Origin of the sequence: Gracilibacillus sp. YIM 98692 (assembly GCF_010993965.1) — a bacterium.
GTDB lineage: Bacteria > Bacillota > Bacilli > Bacillales > Amphibacillaceae > Gracilibacillus.
Window position 1 is genome coordinate 87,049 of the sequence record NZ_WIXM01000001.1, and the last position, 16,655, is coordinate 103,703.

The following is a 16,655-nucleotide window of genomic DNA, read 5'->3' on the forward strand; positions in this document are numbered from 1 at the left end:
ATCAAAGGCCTTGTAACAAGCTTAATAAAATGAATGTCGTAACCGACACAAGTACGACAAAAACAACTACAAACCGGATTTTAAATACACTAAGCATCATCAACGTATTTTTCAAATCTATCATTGGTCCATAAATGAGAAAACCTAGAATAGCTGTTTGAGGGAAAATATTAGAAAAAGATGCTCCAATAAATGCATCTGCTTCTGAACAGAGGGACAACAAGTATGCTAACCCCATCATGATAGCTAACGCAGCGGCATGTCCATTCCCAACACTAACAAGAAATTCTGTCGAAACATACACTTGAACAAAAGAAGCTAATAGAGCTCCAATAATAAGATATTTCCCCATATCAAAAAATTCGTCTACCGCATGTAAGGTCGTTTTGCCCAGTTTATCAAGAAAAGATTGTTTATATGTATGGGGGGCATGCAAACTGCATTGGTTTTCATTCATAATAGAATGTTTTAATTGGTTGGAACGAAATAAAAAACTAACTAACAAAGCGATCACTAAAGCGATAAGAAAACCAAGGAACATTCTTGATAGCGCAATTTGCAGGTCGTTACCAAATGCCATATAAGTAGAAAAAATCACAATGGGATTAATCAAAGGTCCTGTCAATAAAAAACCGACTCCTGCATAAATAGGAACACCTTTTGCAATTAATCGCCGTACGATCGGTACAATGCCGCATTCACACGCAGGAAAAAGCCCACCTACCACACAACTCATAAGGACAGCTAAATATTTATTTTTTGGTATCCAACGCTTTAATTGATCCTCTGTAATAAAGATTTGAATGAAACCAGCAATAAGTACTCCTATTAATACAAACGGCAGCGCCTCAATTAAAATACTTAAAAAAATCGTATTCATATGAAGAAAGGAATCGGATAACATAATATTTGGCATTAGACTATCACCAAAAGTTAAAACACTAATGACAAAACCGAATAGAAACAATATAAATAAATCAATAATAATAGACGGCAAACTCTTATTCATAACCCTACCCTTTCTATTAGTTTATTAAGTATAAAGTGATACTTCGTCAGTGGTTTTTTTAACCCACTGACGGTTAGCGAAACTTATCAAGGTGCTGGCCCCACTTATCGTTCTGTCATTATTCTAAGTTTTGAAGTAAGGGGTATTACGGATGACTGTTCACCATGATAAACATTTCCTATTAAGAACTACTAATCGTAATCATTACGATTGTGAGTCTATTTAATAAATATTGTCAATTATTTATTGCATTTTTTTTAGTTTTTGTTATTCTTCAAATTATTTGTTTATGGTAAAATATTAAATGCTGCTTTTAATAAGGGAAACATATGATGGACAAGTCTTGTTGCAGAAGAAGTAATTGTGTGTGTTCATCGGATAGGGTATTTTCTTTGAATGAAGATAATGATAGACATCCTTAAATAATATTTATGCTTCCCTTTGGCTAAAATGAATTGAAATAGTTTAACAATGAAAAATTGAGATTTTTGCTCAATACATGTTTGGAATGATGGGAGGAAAAGCTATATGAAACAAAATAATAAGTTTGCTAGAGCTACTGGCAATAGTAAAATAGATCAATTGCAGTTTCGCCTTGGTGCATTCGGGGCAGCAGTCCCTCTGTTATTTTTCGTCATCTGGGCAATCAGCACAAGTGTCTTGCAGTTATCTTCTGAAATAGGTCTCGTATTAGGAGCCATTTTTGGAATTACGCTGGGTTTATTCTTTTGTAAAAGCAAATGGGCAGATTATGCGCAAGGATTGTTTGACGGGCTAGCACAGCCTATCGGGGTTGTCGCAATGGTCGCTTGGTTTTACGCAGGAATGTTCGCCCAAGTTTTACAAGTCGGAGGATTAGTCGAAGGACTTGTATGGGTTGGTACCATTACTGGCTTTACAGGAGGACTTTTTGTTGGCCTTACTTTTATTTTAGCAGCTACTTTCTCAACAGCAGTTGGGACAGGTTATGGTACGACGGTTGCTTTTTGTACCTTAATGTACCCTGCAGGTGTTGCAACAGGAGCGGATCCGACGATATTGTTTGCAGCGATTTTAGCAGGTGCTGTATTCGGGGATAACCTAGCACCAGTTTCTGACACAACCATCGTTTCTGCGACAACTCAAAATGCAGACGTACCTGGTGTAGTTCGAAGTCGTTTTAAATATGCTGTTTCTGCAGCTATTCCAACCCTTATTTTATTTGTGGTGTTCGGCGGCGGTGGAGAAACATATGCACAGGCTAACATTGATTCGACAACCAACCCTTCTGGCTTGTTGATGCTGATCCCATTCATTGTGGTGTTAATCTTAGCCTTGTCAGGGCATCATATCATCACATCTCTTACATGGGGTACGATGGTTGCGATCCTTTGTATTGTAATTTTCCCTGTCGGTACATTTGGCGAAATTATTCGATTTAACCCAGATTCAGATGCGGTTGTAGAAGGGGCATTAATTAATGGGATCGTCGGTTATATGAACATGGCTATTTTAATCTTATTAATCGTAGCAGCAGCTCATTTACTTCGACTTGGCGGAACAATGCAAGCTATTACGAGTGCATTAGTGAAATGGATTAAAAACTCTGTTAGAAGAGCAGAGCTTTCCATGTGGGCGATTGTCGCATTACTAAATAGTGCGATCACGATTAATACAGCTGCAGAGATTGCCGCAGCACCTTTTGTTCGCGAAATTGGAGAAAAATATCAGATTCATAGTTATAGAAGAGCAAATATGCTAGATGCGATCACGTCAGCGTTAGGCTACATTTTCCCGTGGGGTGCACCAGTACTACTCGGATGGTCCACGATTAATATGATGCAGGACACGTATGAGTGGTTACCTGTCGTAGCCCCAACTTCTGTTTTCCCGTTTGTCTTCCAAGGCTGGTTCCTCGTTATAGTGATGCTAGTCGCAGCACTAACCGGATGGGGCTTGCGCTACCAAGGAAAAAACGGAGAAGAACTAACACAACCACCGAAATAATCATTAAAAAGAACGGAATCACGAGAAAACGTGGTTCCGTTTTTTTAATGTACTCGGTTCTATCATTTTATTTCAAAACAAATCCAATGTTCCGATTCGTTCGCATGCTTCGATTAAGCGTTCTTCTTCGTCGAGTAAGCCGATTCGAACATAGCCCTCTCCTGATGGGCCGAATCCATTTCCTGGCGCCACGACAACATGCACTTTTTCCAAGAGAAGATCAGCAAATTGTTCAGACGTATAACCTTCCGGTGTCGGCATCCATACAAAGAACGAGCCTTTGGATACTTTGCCCTCCCAGCCGATTTCTCGTGCCTTTTCGATAAAAGCATTTCTTCTCTTTTCATACGTGTCCACTAACTGTTTCGCTTCTTTCTGATCACTTAACAACGCTTTCTCTGCCGCTTTTTGAATAGCGCCGAAAATACTTACATAATAATGATCCTGGATTAAATTCAAACTCTCAATCACCGATTGATTCCCGACAGCAAACGCAATCCGCCAACCAGCCATATTGTACGTCTTGGATAAAGTATACATTTCAACCCCAATATCCTTCGCTCCTTCTGACTGCAAAAAGCTTTGTGGCTTCTCACCGTCAAAACCGATCGAACCATAAGCAAAATCATGCACCACACAGATGTTATGCTTTTTTGCCAACTCAATCGTTTCATCAAAGAATGCTTTGGTCGCTGTCGCAGCTGTTGGGTTATTGGGATAGTTTAAAAACATGAGCTTGGCTTGATCGAGTGCTCCCTCTTGCAAATCATGGTAGTTTGGCAAAAAGTCATGCTCCTGTTTTAGCGGCATGTATACAGGGTTGGCGTTTGTCAGTGCAATACCTGACATATAATCCGGATATCCCGGGTCTGGTACGAGTACGGCATCATTTGCATTTAACAAACATTGGCTAATTTCCACTAATCCTGTTTTGGCACCAAATAAAATCGCCACTTCTTTTTCTGGATCAATGTCTACGTCATATTCTCTTTTATAAAATGCGGCGACTGCTTCCTTTAAAAAGGGATATCCTGAAAAGGGCGGATACTTATGGAAGTTTGCCTCTTCACTTGCGGATTTTAACTCTTCCACAATAAATTCAGGTGTTGGCAAATCAGGGTTTCCTTGCCCTAAATTAATCACATCGTGCCCTTGATCTTTTAATTGTTTCGTTTTTTTAACGAGATTGGCAAAAAATTGATCAGGGAGTCTTTTCAGCGCATCTGAGAAGTCAAATGAATACAATGTCAATCACTCCTATTACAAGTCATATAGATCAGCAACACGACTAGTAAAGACCGGGATATTTTTTCTTATTTCCTCGACCTTATCTAATTGAATCGCAGCTTCAATCGTTGCTTCTTGTTCGCTTGGTCCGCTTGCTACTTCGTCTCCAGATGGACCGACAATATAAGATTCGCCAGCAAAATTCGTTCCATCACATGAACCAGAACTGTTCGCAGAAACGATGTAGCATTGGTTTTCAATCGCACGGGCATGGATTAAATGTTTCCAGTGCGTTCTTCTTGCGGTTGGCCACTGTGCCACAATATGTATCACTTCTGCTCCTTTTAATGCTAATGAGCGCATCAATTCAGGAAATCGCAAATCATAACAGATAATAATGCCCATTTTAATCCCATCTAGTTCAAAAATTTCTCCTTTTTCTTTACCACCTTGTAAAAATTCAGGCTCATTGAGCATTGGAACTAAATGCATCTTATCGTATTGATGGACCTTCTCTCCTTCTCTATTGAAAATAAAGCTGGAATTATAGATGCCGTCCGCCTTTTGGTTGGCAACAGATCCTCCAATAATGTTAACCTCATACTTTTTTGCTAAATGACGTAAAAAAGGGATGGTTTCTTTGCCGTCATGATCTGCAATGCCTTCAAGACGGTCTAAGGCGTAGCTGGTATTCCACATTTCTGGCAGCACGACCGTGTCTGGCTTATCGTGTGCTACTGTATGTTTGAACCAATTTTCAATTTTTTCACGGTTGGCTTGCGGGTCGGCTACTTCCACATCCATTTGATAGATTGCATATTTCACTCTGTTCACCTACTTCTTGATCATGATTGTTCCTTAACTATTGTATAGCATTTAGATAGATTTTGCATAGATAGAAGAATTTCCAATCGGGGCACCTGATTGAAAAGTAGTGTGGATTTTTTAAATAGATCGACAATGAATATTCCTTCCAGCTATGGGGAAAGTAGTAAAAGCAATTTTGAAGGAGGATAAGGGAAATGGATGAGAAGAAAAACCCGCAAAACAAAGAAAAAATGACCAACCAACAAGGTCACAAGGTGACAGATAACCAAAACACAAGAACGGTAGGAAATCGTGGACCAATGACGTTAGAAAACTATGATTTTCTTGAAAAAATCAGTCACTTTGACCGCGAAAAAATCCCAGAGCGAATTGTCCATGCTCGGGGTGCTGGTGCTCATGGGTATTTTGAGTCCTATGGAACGGTAGGTGATGAGCCTATCTCAAAGTACACTCGGGCTAAAGTTTTTACCGAAACAGGAAAGAAAACTCCTCTATTCGTTCGTTTTTCTACTGTCGTACATGGCAAGCACTCACCAGAAACATTACGAGATCCACGTGGTTTTGCGATCAAATTTTACACAGAGGATGGGAATTGGGATTTAGTCGGGAATAATTTAAAGATTTTCTTTATCCGTGATCCTTTAAAATTCCCAGACATGATTCATGCTTTCAGACCAGACCCAGTTACCAATGTACAAGATACTGAACGCATGTTTGACTTTGTCAGCTCTTCCCCTGAAGCGATGCATATGGTTACATTTGTTTTCTCTCCATGGGGCATCCCAGCCAATTATCGTCAAATGCAAGGTTCAGGTGTACATACTTATAAGTGGGTAAACGAAGAAGGCAAAGCTGTTCTTGTCAAATATCATTGGGAACCGGTGCAAGGAATCAAGAACCTAACGCAAGAAGAAGCCGATAAGATTCAAGGCATGAACTTTAACCACGCTACTCAAGATTTATATGAAGCCATTGAAAAAGGAGAGTATCCAGAATGGGAACTTTATGTCCAAATCATGGAAGATGGCGAACATCCTGAATTAGATTACGATCCGCTTGACCCAACGAAATTATGGTACAAAGAGTACTACCCTTGGCATCTTGTTGGTAAAATGGTATTAAATAAAAACCCAGAAAACTATCATGCAGAAGTCGAACAAGCTGCTTTTGGTACAGGGGTGTTAGTTGATGGATTAGATTTTTCTGATGATAAATTGTTGCAAGGACGTACTTACTCCTATTCAGATACACAACGATACCGTGTTGGCGCCAACTACTTGCAACTGCCGATCAACCGCCCTCACAAAGGTGTGGCGACAAATCAAGATGGCGGACAGATGGATTATCGTCAGGACTATGGCAAGGAGAAGAATCCTCATATTAATTATGAACCCTCAACATTAGATGGATTAGAAGAATCCGAAAATCCTGGTGTAGAGCATGAGCCATATGTAGAGGGGCATCTGCAGCGGGAAGCTATTTCACGAGAGAACAACTTCGGGCAAGCTGGTGAAACTTATCGTAGACTGAACGATTGGGAGCGCAATGAGCTAATCTCCAATTTAGTTTCCCATTTATCTAACTGCCATGAGATGATCCAGAAGAAAATGATTGATATGTGCTACCAATGTGACGACAATTACGGAAAACGGTTAGAAGAAGGATTAAAAATGGCAATGGATGGCCAAAAAGATCAAATGGAAAGAGCTGTTGAACAAGCAGAAGAAATGGGGCATCCTTCCGATCCGTATTAATAACCACTCTTCGAATCAGTAAATTGAAATGGTTGAGTTATGTTAGCACGACCGTTTTGAAATTACTTAAAATAGTCGCTAGAACAGCTATTATGTCGATTTTCAGCTGGGAAACCACCTAAAATGGTAGATAGAACGGCTCTATCTACCATTTTCAAAGATGAAGCCACTCTAAATTAACGAGAAAAAACGTAAAGAATTCAAAAAATGGCATGGGATTAAAAAAAGAGGCTGATCGATATATTTTCAATCAGCCCTCCTTCATTTAATTTTTGACAAATCCACGTTGATATTGTTTTGGCACTTCTATTTCTTTGTTAAGCTCACCTGCTGCTGTTAGTACCCAGTAAGGATCACGCAGCATGCCGCGTCCAACTGCGACGAGATCAGCATCTTGATTTCCGATAACCGCATTGGCAAGTTGCGCATCTTCTAAACGGCCAACTGCAATCACTGGTACATCTAATGCTTGTTTAAATGCACGAGCAAATGGCACCATATAGCCTTCATGGGATCCTGGGTTTCGAGATGGGTGAATCGGCCCTTCCCCACCAGCGCTAATATGGAACATATCGACTCCGGCTTCTTTATATACTTTCGCAAATTCTAAGCAATCTTCTACCTCATAGCCATCCTCAGCAAATTCTGTTGCCGAAATTCGCATCACCAATGGCATGTCTTCAGGCATTTCACACTTTGCCGCACAAATCACTTCTTCCCCAAACTTCGTTAATTCACGATATTCATCCGTTCGTTTGTTCGTTAAGCAGGATTGAAATTGATGGATTAAATAACCATGCGCGCCGTGTAACTCGATCATATCCACTCCGGCTTTAACAGCACGACGAACTGCTAAACGGAAATGTTCCACCATTTGTTTCACTTCTTCTGTTGTTAACGCTCTTGGAGTTTTATATTTATCACTAAAACGAATCGCTGATGGTGCGACAGGTGTATCGGCATCCTCTGCTTTACGGCCGGCATGAGCGATTTGGATTCCGATCTTAGACCCTTGTCGGTGGACCGTTTCTATAATTTTGGCGAACGCAGGTACTTGCTCATCAGACCATAAACCTAAGCAATTATTGGAGATCCTGCCATCTGGTTCGACATTGGTCATTTCCATAATGACAAGTCCTGCTCCTCCAACAGCACGGCTTACATAATGCGTATAGTGCCAATCATTCGGTGTCCCATCTTCCTCCGTGACAGAATACTGACACATTGGTGGCATCACCACTCTATTTTTTAACTCTAAATTTTTTATTTGGAATGGGCTAAATAAATGCTCCACCTGTCTTCCTCCTTATGTAGCGTTTTGCTTACGCCTAGCACATTAATGAAGACATTATAACAAGATTTGGACATTCAAGCACTTGATTGAACTTGCGAATCTCTCTATCTGCTTATTCATTCGAGTATGGTCTATTCACAAGATATATACCTGTCAGAATAATAGCTCCTCCTATCAACGTCGATGGAGAAAAACTTTCATTTAATAGAACAATGCCGCTTAACACACCAAATAAAGGGGCTAAAAAGAGAAAGGAGCTAACCTTTCCTGGATCATTTTTTTGCAGCAAATAAAACCAAATGGCAAATTGAACGATGGATGCCATAATGGCCAGCCATAGTAAAATAAAAGAAGAAAACGGAGACCACACCATCTCAATTTGTTCCAAAAATACACTCCCTATAAGAAGCACAATGCCTCCAGATAACATTTGATAAGCAGTCAGCACCCATACATCTAATGCAGCACTCCATTTTTTCATTAATAAAGTGGCAATGGCCCATGATACGGCAGAGAAGAAGCCTAATATTGTACCAATTTGCTCCACATTTAAACTGGCACCTAACGTAATATAAACTCCAATAAAACCAATCACCACACCTAACCACTGAAAACGATGATATTTTTTACCCACAAAAAGTGTGCCGAAAAGCACCACTAAGAGTGGGTTGGTAAATGTTAATATCGATGCTTCGCCAGCAGTGATAGTACGTAAACTGAGAAAAATACAGCCCATCACTCCTGCTGTTTGAAAAAGTCCAATTACGCAAATATGAAACCAATCTTTTTGGCGCTTAGGATGTGGTCTTTTCAAAAACCACACAATGGGTGCCATCATCACACCGGCAATCGTAAATCGTAAACCAACTAATAATAACGGAGAAAAATAGGAAATTCCTATTTTTCCTATCGCAAAAGAAGAGCCCATCAACCCTGTTGTAGTGATTAATAATAAAACAAATATCCACCTATTCAAAGAGTTCATCCCCTTGCTGTTTATGTAGCTGCGTTACTATATCATGTTGATCTATAATTAGTAAAGCAAGGGAACTTCATGGCATTGATGTGACACTTTGAGTTGTTTTCTCCATATATGATTTTGTGGCAAAACGATGTAAATTTCCTCACTTTTTGTTACGTTCTTGTAATCAAATACATTAAAGACTGCCATGACAAGCTTTAGCATGACTTATCCAATAATGGGGAATACTTGCAATCGATACTCGAAACGTGTTTGAATAGAAGAACAATATGGAATATGGAGGTAACGGAAAATGAAGAAGTTGTTAATGATGGTTTTAGCCATCGGTTTTGCCATGGTTTTAGCTGCATGTAATGGTGAAGAACAGACAGATGAAGAAACAACCCCTGAGTCAGGTGAAGAGCAACCTGAAGAAACAGAAGGGGAAGAAAATCCAGAGGCTAATGCCGAAGGAGATAACGCTGCAGCTGTAAGTGACGAAGAATTGGTAGAAGAAGATCAAGCAGTGGTTAGTGTAAACGGCGAAGAAATTTCAGGAGAGCAATACAATCGTATTTATCCGCAAATGAAAAAAATGATGCAACAATATGGACAAGATGTTGGTGACACTGATGCTGTCAAAGAACAAACCATTAGCGAACTTGTAACACAGCAACTAATTGTACAAGATGCTGAGTCAAAGGGATTAGAAGTAACGGAAGAAGAAATTAATGCAGAAGTAGAAAGTGTTAAAGAAGAATTTGGTGACCAATATACAACGGTTCTTGAATCCTCTGGTTTTACAGAAGAATCCTTTAAAAAGCAGCTGCAAACTGATTTATTAAGAGATAAATATATGCAATCAGAACTTGATGTCGAAGTAACAGATGAAGAAATTGAAGAATATTACAATCAAGTCAAGAAGCAGCAAGGCCAGCAAGAAGGAGAGCAAGCTCAAGAACTACCTGAACTTGAAGAAATTAGAGATACCATTGAAGAACAATTAGCGAAGCAAAAACAACAACAGCAACTAGGACCAAAAATAGAAGAATTACGCGAAAACGCTGAAATTGAACACCTTATTTAATGAAGTAGATTTAATGGCGTCACTTTAAAGTGGAATCGAGCCACTTCTTATAAGAATTGCGCCACTTTTAAGCATTTTCGAGTTACTTTTTATATTTACAAAAAAAGAGGCTGTCTCCTAGTGTAAATTGTAATCGACACTGTGAGACAGCTCTTTTTTTACCATATCATAATTTATATCGTGTTACAGTTGAAAGGAATTCGACGTAGCTACCACGATGAGGTAGATAGATAAGGGCAACTACGTCTCTAACTTCGCTAAAAGCTCGTTAATCGACGAGTTTTCTTTATCATATTTTATGAACTTGCTTTTTTAAGGTATAAGCTAATACTAAGGCCAAAATGCCGAGCAATATATTTTCATCCAAAATGCTTCGAATTAAAAGATATACCGCAATCACCACAAGTAAGCCCCACAACCATTTATGGATCAAATGAATCATCGTCCACTACTCCTCTAAATTGTAAGCAAAAGATGCTTTGCTAGGCTGATATTCACCTAAAGCTTGGAACAGTTTGGCTTGAATATTGACATAAGCGTTATACTCAATTCTTTCTAAGATGTCATATCCTTTTCGTAATGTTTTATCAACGACTAATATGCCGTGTTCACGCAGCAATGTCGCAACTGGTAAGGTATCCTGCCTGCTTTTTAAATACTCCGACACCGTTGCCGCAAGCTCTGAACTTGTTGCAGGTGCAAAAGGCAATGTTTTAATTTCCCCTAGTTTACGTGAAGCTTCGGTTAAATGAGGTAGTTCTAAACCGAGAGAGGCAAACACCATCGATTCCTTTGGATGTGCATGTAACACAGCACCAGCATCAGGACGTGCATCATATGCGGCAATATGCATATTGAACTCTCTTGTCACCTTCCCGTTCCCTTCTAATACTTCTCCATCTCGATTAATGACAATGATCTCTTCCGGCTTTAATCGGCAAAATTTTGCTTGCGACATAAGCGTAGGGGTCATAATATAATGCTCCTCATTGATTCGCACACTAATATTGCCGCCAGCCGCATTAGTGATAAAACGGTCAAACATCATCCTGGTTACTTCACATAAATCTTTTCGCTCTTCTGCATACAACATATTAATGGACCTCCTTTATATTCCACTTTTCTATCTCTACTTTCTCCATCCAATTCATCGTTTGCTCAATAGAAAAGTCAGAACTATTATCATGATTCGCTTTTGATGCGCTCATTGCTGTTGCTCTCTTTAACATATCCTCCACCTTTAACTCTTGCACCATCCCTGCTACAACGGCACCTACGAAAACATCGCCGCATCCCGTATCATTGACTTCTTGCACTTTGGGCGGGACAACTCGATAAATATGATTCTTATATCCTACTAAACTTCCTTTCTTACCTAGTGAAACAAATACATACGTAATCCCTTTATCTAGCAGACGCAAAATTTGCTTCTCATACTCTTTTACTCCCTGCAATTTCCTCCCAACGAGCTCTTCCATTTCATATTCATTGGGTTTAATCATAAATGGTTTCCATTGAATGGCTTCTTTTAACCAATCGCCTTTCACGTCTAAAACAACTTTCGCACCTTTCTTGGAAACCACTGCAACTAACTCTTGAAATTGTACTAAGGTAAATCCAATTGGAGGACTGCCAGCAAATACAACGATATCCTCGCTTGTCACACGATTATTTAGTTTCTCTAGCAACCTTTGATAAGTAGAGGGCTGCACTTCAAAACCGTTTTCTGTGATCATGAAACTCCCTTTGCCAGATGGATCGACCATCACGATCGTTTCTCTCGTTGATGATCCCTGTTGAGAAACAAAATGACATTGGACCCCTTTATCTTCCAGCATGTCAACTAACCGATGCCCATTTTCTTCGCCAACAAAACCGGTGGCTACATTTGGAATATTTAATTGAGACAGCACAACCGATACATGTGTTGCCTTACCGCCAATATCATACGTAACCTGCTTGATGCGATTATTTTTCTTTCTCGTTAGCGGCTCATACAGCTGTAATACCTTATCGATGGCTGTGTTTAAGGTAACGGTATAAATCAGAGGAATCCCCCCTTTTTTACTATGCAATCATTTCAATAATTTCACACCTTTTTGCATATAATGGAAAGGGGTTGAAAAACCATTTCTCCAACCCCTATTCAAATATTTGTTATGGAACAGATTGCAGCACCCCGTTACGCAGTCTGTTCTTCTTTTTCTTCTGCTTCAAACCTTCTATTTCTTGCAGACATCCCTTTATAATACCAAAAGAATAATCCAATCCAAATGATAGAACCAATAACTCCTAACATATTAAAATCCGTTGCATGGGCAAATAGATAGCGATAAGCTGGTAACTCTAAACTGCTCCATGACATTAACTGCCCTGCTGGAACTTCTAATGCACCAGTATCTTCCGCTAAATTTGTAATCGTCGGCGCAAAGAAGGTTGCCACATATAGGAAAATGGGAGTGGTCATAATACTGAGTAAAATCATTCGAACCAAATTTCCGCCTGTCACAATCAAGGCAGGTACAGCGATCGATAGATTAATAATGCCGGCAAAAGGTAAAATCTTGTTATCTGGTAAAATAACCGCTAAACCCAATATAATCGGCACTAACACAATCGTTGTCACCCAAATTTCATTACGCCCGGCAAGAAATGGCCAATCCAAGCCGATGTAAAATTCTCTTCCTGCATAACGTCTTTTCATATAATCAGAAACTGCATCCGATAATGGAGCTAGTGCTTGCATAAACAACTTCGCCACCATCGGGAATAACGTCAGCGCTGCAGCTGATTGGACACCAAGCATTAAAATATCCTGGAAGCCGTACTGTGCGAAAATACCGATTAAAATCCCTATCATAAAGCCCATTACATGGTTTTCAGCAAATACCCCAAGTCTTGCTTTTAACCAATCTGCATCGATATGCTTATCATTAATGCCAGGAATGAAATCCAGCAATTTATTTAAAGGCCATAATACTACATTAATGAAAGTCATCGCATGTGTCGTGGTCACACCAGGGATTTGCGTCAACCTTTCTATCTGTCTTTGATTCACATCAGCAAGCTTCAACTCAATAATCACTTGCAAGGAAGCAACAATAAAGGCAAGCGGCACATTGCCAGATACCCCAATCACTAAGACGGCTGTAAAAATCTTGCCCCAAACATTCCATAAATCTACGTTTAACGTATTCGTCTGCTTTAAAGCCAACATAATTAAATTAATCGCAATTTGAATCGGAAACATGAAAAAGGCGAGCGGCCACGCCCATGCTAGCGTAGACATCGGTGTCCAGCCACCATCAATCGCTGTTAATTCAATACCAGTATTGGTAACAAATTGCTGTGCAGCTGGACTGATCGCATTCATCATAAATCCAACCACCATGTTCATGCCGACAAATGCCAACCCTAGGGTTAACCCAGCCGAAAAAGCTTCTTTAAACTTCATCCGTACCAATAAACCAACTAATATCATAATTAATGGAACGAAAACAGGGGCACCCATTCCTAATATAAAATCAAACAAATTTTCAATCATTCCCATTAGAACACTCCCCTTTCCGAATTATTTTACTGCTTCTATCACTTTGTCTAACTCTTCTTCCATCCCCATTCCTGTTAAAAAGGCAATTCCATCAATCACCGGAACTGGATAGCTTTCCTTTGGCTTCGTTATCGCAATATAAGCAGACGCTCCATTGATGTACTGATGCAAAGACTTAATATCGACTGCCTCTACTTGAGCTGTAACACCTTTTTCATTTAAAAGCTTTTGCACCTTTGATGCCACCGTTTGTGATGTTGCAACACCAGATCCACAAGCTACAATAACTCGTTTCATGAACAAACCCCTCCTCGATTAATCTTATCCTTTAATAATTGATAAATCGCACTCTCCTGATCAAGCTGTAACAAGGCATCCATCGTCTCTTTATCTAAAAACAATTGAATCACATTTTGTAACAAACTCACTTGTTTCGTAGGCTCCGTTATACCTAACACAAACAGAAATTCCGCCTCCACTACCTTATCGTCTGACCCCATTGCCTGAAACACCAACGCTTCTCTAGGTTTAACAACCGCAATAAATGGCTCAACAACATGCTTAGGATCCGTATGCGGAATGGCCACTTGATATGGATTTGCATCAAGGCCTGTCGGATAGCGCCTCTCCCTTTCCTTAATTGATCGCGCAAAACCTTCCTTCACATATCCCTTCTCCCTTAACACATTCGAAAGCTGCTCAAAGAAATCTTCCTTGCTTTCATAGCACACATCACAAAAAATCAGATCTTCCTTCACATACTCATTGAATCCCTTCATTCACATTCCCTGCCTTCTATCACAAAATATCTATTTTTTATTGCAGGCCTTTTCGCCTCCTTTCCCATTTTGGCAAACGATTGGCTCAACTCATATGCCAACCCCCCCTATGTCTGCTGCACTAATAGCATCAATCAAATCTCTAATTTGATTTACCTCACACGTTTTTTTCCATTTTCTTACGTTTTCTTCACTTGCTAAGAAGTCATTCAGCTGAGCAAGTGCCTTTAAATGTTTTTGACGGTCTTCTGCTGCCAGCATTATGCAAATGTCTATCGGAAATCCTGGTGCTATTTCTACCGGGTGATCCAATCGTAACAAACTCATCGCTGTTTCCTTCACCCCATCCTCTGGGCTTGCATGAGGGATCGCAATGCCTGGTCCTAACAGCATATACGGTCCATGCTCCTCTAGTTGATTTAAAATCGCGGACACATACCGCTTTTCAATCACCTTTTCCCCTAATAAAGGCTCTGCCGCCACTTGCACCGCCTCCGCAAAATTACGCACAGAAGATCTTATCAACAACCGATTTTCGGTAAGCAACTCGTTTAAATCAGGAGACGTTGTATGGACTTTAGGCTGATGAGGCCTTTTCATCGTTGGGAAAAAGTATTGTTTTAAATCATGTAAGAGCTCCTGTTGATTATCGATAGTCGCATGTTTCTGAATCAGTTGTAATAATGCAGAAAAGTCGATGTGCTGATGATCAAATCCGTATAATTCTTGATTGACTCGCTCTTTTAAGCGTTGTTTTTCCATTTCGGATATATAGGGTTTGACGAGAAATTGCTTTTTGGTTGTTTGCAGGAACACAGTTGAAAAAATCACATCATAATGCTGTTCATACTGGTTAAAGTCTCTAACAGACATATTTTCGATAAAAGCGATATGTGGGAATAAATCTTTTAAGGTTTCTAGTAATAATTTGGATACAGACACACCATTTGGACAAATCACGATCGCTTTTAAGCTTTCCGACACTTGTTTCCCATGTTTTTGCAGCCAGGCTGTAATCAGAATGGTAATAAAACCTATTTCATCCTCTGACATTTTCGTATTTAAAACATGTTCTAATGGAGTCACGCTTTGCTTTACTAACCGATGAGTGGAGGCATGCTCCTTTTTGATTTCAGACAGCAAAGGGTTTTTCAAGGGGATGTTATATTTCATGCGATAGCTGGCTGGCTTCATATGTTGATAGATTTTTTCCATTAATTCTTGATAACCGGTGAAGGATAAACATGCTAATTTTTCGAATGTTGCTAGCATCTGATGAATGGCTTCTCTTAACCTGTCATCATTTGGTTTGATAGCTGATGATGAAAAGACACTAGATGATAGCAGCTGCAATGCGATAAATTGTTTCTCATTGGGATCATGAATGGCTAGATCCTCTGAAAATAGGTGTTCGATAGCTTGATATTCTTTGGTTTGGACAAGTTCTTCTCTATTGGGATGATAGAATCGAATATATTTGCCATACTCCATTCTTCTATAAAGCAACAAGAAGATGAATGGTAATTCGTCTAATTTCTCATCGGTAAAACGGGCGTTGAGCACCTCCTCAATCGTTTCACATTTCTCTCTGATATGGTGTACTTCTTCATTTGTAATATTGGTTAAAGAGAGCAATTGTTGAAATCCATTGGTAATGTTTAATAGTTTTGGGACTAATTCTATTAATAGTTTGCGTTTATCGAATTCCTCTCCTTTAAGAAAGTAGCCTTTTCGTCTTGTATAGGCTAGTTCTAAATGATAGGCATGTGTGATGTCGTCTAGTTTTTTTAAGTCTTTTATTACGGTGTTCCGGCTTACTTTGAGTTGATCGGAAATATGGAAGAGAGAAATGATTTCTTGTCTTGATAGTAATAGAATAAGAATAAAATAGGTTCGCTCCTCTGCTGACAGTACATATTCGCTGACTGTTGATTCCATCATTAATTCGGGGAATTTCTCTCGTACAGCTGGATCTAATGTAATCCCTAGCTGACGATCCATTTGCATTGTTGGATAATGATGATGGGATAACCAATCTTTTATTTTTTCTATGCTGTAGTTGACTTGGCTTCTCGATAACTGAAACTTTTTGCATAGATGATTCACCTTCACCCGCGGAAATAGCAGCAATTCTTTTAACAATAATGTGCTTCGTTCATCTAATTGCATGATGTCATCCT

At 39.5% G+C, this 16,655-nt stretch carries 15 protein-coding genes; 3 read left to right on the forward strand and 12 right to left on the reverse strand.

Features of this window, described 5'->3' with window-relative positions; translation table 11 throughout:
- Nucleotide 1: 1 nt before the first annotated feature.
- Entirely contained in the window at nt 2-1,009 is a 1,008-nt protein-coding gene (locus GHD00_RS00360) for a permease (RefSeq protein WP_163536115.1), read from the reverse strand.
- Nucleotides 1,010-1,537: 528 nt separating this feature from the next.
- On the opposite strand from GHD00_RS00360, the gene GHD00_RS00365 reads away from it, so the two are divergent.
- Nucleotides 1,538-2,995 carry a Na+/H+ antiporter NhaC family protein gene (locus tag GHD00_RS00365; protein WP_163536116.1) on the forward strand — a complete coding sequence of 486 codons (1,458 nt, stop codon included), beginning with the start codon at nt 1,538-1,540 and terminating at the stop codon, nt 2,993-2,995.
- A 72-nt stretch (nt 2,996-3,067) separates the two neighbouring features.
- On the opposite strand, the gene GHD00_RS00370 is transcribed toward GHD00_RS00365, so the two are convergent.
- A complete protein-coding gene (locus GHD00_RS00370; RefSeq protein ID WP_163536117.1) occupies nt 3,068-4,240 on the reverse strand; it encodes a pyridoxal phosphate-dependent aminotransferase in 1,173 nt (390 codons plus the stop codon).
- Nucleotides 4,241-4,255: 15 nt separating this feature from the next.
- A complete protein-coding gene (locus GHD00_RS00375; protein WP_163536118.1) occupies nt 4,256-5,047 on the reverse strand; it encodes a carbon-nitrogen family hydrolase in 792 nt (263 codons plus the stop codon).
- Nucleotides 5,048-5,244: 197 nt separating this feature from the next.
- Between GHD00_RS00375 and GHD00_RS00380 the strand changes: the two genes are divergently transcribed.
- Nucleotides 5,245-6,804 (forward strand): catalase, encoded by a 1,560-nt coding sequence (locus GHD00_RS00380; RefSeq protein WP_163536119.1) that lies wholly within the window; start codon nt 5,245-5,247, stop codon nt 6,802-6,804.
- 265 nt (nt 6,805-7,069) lie between these two features.
- On the opposite strand, the gene GHD00_RS00385 is transcribed toward GHD00_RS00380, so the two are convergent.
- Both GHD00_RS00385 and GHD00_RS00390 read right to left on the reverse strand, forming a co-directional pair.
- Entirely contained in the window at nt 7,070-8,098 is a 1,029-nt protein-coding gene (locus tag GHD00_RS00385; RefSeq protein WP_163536120.1) for an NADH:flavin oxidoreductase/NADH oxidase, read from the reverse strand.
- A gap of 112 nt (nt 8,099-8,210) precedes the next feature.
- Nucleotides 8,211-9,074, reverse strand: coding sequence for a DMT family transporter (locus tag GHD00_RS00390; protein WP_163536121.1), 864 nt, complete (start codon nt 9,072-9,074; stop codon nt 8,211-8,213).
- A gap of 298 nt (nt 9,075-9,372) precedes the next feature.
- Here GHD00_RS00390 and GHD00_RS00395 point away from each other — a divergent pair, with 298 nt between their 5' ends.
- Nucleotides 9,373-10,146 (forward strand): SurA N-terminal domain-containing protein, encoded by a 774-nt coding sequence (locus GHD00_RS00395; protein ID WP_163536122.1) that lies wholly within the window; start codon nt 9,373-9,375, stop codon nt 10,144-10,146.
- 289 nt (nt 10,147-10,435) lie between these two features.
- Here the strand turns inward: GHD00_RS00395 and GHD00_RS00400 are convergent, their stop codons facing one another.
- The 7 genes from GHD00_RS00400 to GHD00_RS00430 all read right to left on the reverse strand — a co-directional run bounded on the left by GHD00_RS00400 (nt 10,436) and on the right by GHD00_RS00430 (nt 16,644).
- A complete protein-coding gene (locus GHD00_RS00400; RefSeq protein WP_163536123.1) occupies nt 10,436-10,588 on the reverse strand; it encodes a hypothetical protein in 153 nt (50 codons plus the stop codon).
- A gap of 6 nt (nt 10,589-10,594) precedes the next feature.
- A complete protein-coding gene (locus GHD00_RS00405; protein WP_163536124.1) occupies nt 10,595-11,239 on the reverse strand; it encodes a class II aldolase/adducin family protein in 645 nt (214 codons plus the stop codon).
- A 1-nt stretch (nt 11,240) separates the two neighbouring features.
- Complete coding sequence (locus GHD00_RS00410) at nt 11,241-12,221, reverse strand: 1-phosphofructokinase family hexose kinase (RefSeq protein WP_163536125.1); 981 nt, start codon at nt 12,219-12,221, stop codon at nt 11,241-11,243.
- Between the two features lie 107 nt (nt 12,222-12,328).
- On the reverse strand, nt 12,329-13,696 hold the full coding sequence (locus GHD00_RS00415; RefSeq protein WP_163536126.1) for a PTS galactitol transporter subunit IIC: 1,368 nt from the start codon (nt 13,694-13,696) through the stop codon (nt 12,329-12,331).
- Between the two features lie 21 nt (nt 13,697-13,717).
- Nucleotides 13,718-13,993 carry a PTS sugar transporter subunit IIB gene (locus tag GHD00_RS00420; protein WP_163536127.1) on the reverse strand — a complete coding sequence of 92 codons (276 nt, stop codon included), beginning with the start codon at nt 13,991-13,993 and terminating at the stop codon, nt 13,718-13,720.
- A complete protein-coding gene (locus GHD00_RS00425; protein ID WP_163536128.1) occupies nt 13,990-14,475 on the reverse strand; it encodes a PTS sugar transporter subunit IIA in 486 nt (161 codons plus the stop codon). Before GHD00_RS00425 ends, GHD00_RS00420 begins: the two co-directional genes overlap by 4 nt.
- 90 nt (nt 14,476-14,565) lie before the next feature.
- Entirely contained in the window at nt 14,566-16,644 is a 2,079-nt protein-coding gene (locus tag GHD00_RS00430; RefSeq protein ID WP_163536129.1) for a BglG family transcription antiterminator, read from the reverse strand.
- Nucleotides 16,645-16,655: the final 11 nt, after the last annotated feature.